This is a genomic window from Actinocorallia lasiicapitis (assembly GCF_054778695.1).
The window spans coordinates 1-563 of record NZ_BAAGZI010000907.1 but is presented as its reverse complement, the minus strand read 5'-3'; the positions used below and the strand labels follow the sequence as shown (position 1 = coordinate 563).

General features: G+C 67.0%; 2 protein-coding genes. Both read right to left on the bottom strand.

All coding sequences use genetic code 11. From position 1 onward, the window contains the following. Positions 1–23: 23 nt before the first annotated feature. Positions 24–401, bottom strand: a complete 378-nt coding sequence (gene arsN2 / locus ACYVE7_RS35435; protein ID WP_460371078.1) for an arsenic resistance N-acetyltransferase ArsN2 — start codon at positions 399–401, stop codon at positions 24–26. After that, a partial coding sequence (locus tag ACYVE7_RS35430; protein ID WP_460371077.1) for an ArsB/NhaD family transporter occupies positions 347–563 on the bottom strand: 217 nt, incomplete at its 5' end. The genes arsN2 and ACYVE7_RS35430, both read right to left, overlap by 55 nt.

Here is a 563-nt window from a genome sequence, read left to right as displayed (position 1 = left end):
ATCGGCGAGCGTGCGGAGCGGCATCAGAGGGCTTTCACGAGGTAGGCGGCCGACGCGGGGCACAGTGCGGTGAATTCGCGCGATGCGGCGATGGCCGAGGGAGCAGCGCCGCGATCGGCATCGGCATAGCCGAGCGCCCGGAAGAATGGTGCGGCCGTGGTCGTCAGGAGGTGCAGGCGCTCCACCCCGAGGTCGTGTGCCTGTCGTTCGAGGGCGGCGACCAACACCCGCCCGAGGCCATGTCGACGTCGATCGGGGACGACGACGATCGAGCGGAGCAAGCGGTCGGACCCTTCTCCCTCGAGCCCACCGAAACCGACGAGGCTATCGGCCTCAATCCGGATGATCAGGCGGCCGGGATCGGCGATATCGGCACTCGGCAGGTCCGCGGCATCGAGCAATTGTGCCAAGCCAGCCAGACCGGCAGGTTCGAGCAACGTGGCGACCGTTCTGGTCTTGCGATGCTAATCCTGATTGCAAGCGCCGCGAGCGTGATGAGCAGCACCGGTACGGTGAGCGTGACGCCGACACGGAAGTAATAGCCCCATCCGATCCGCACGCCC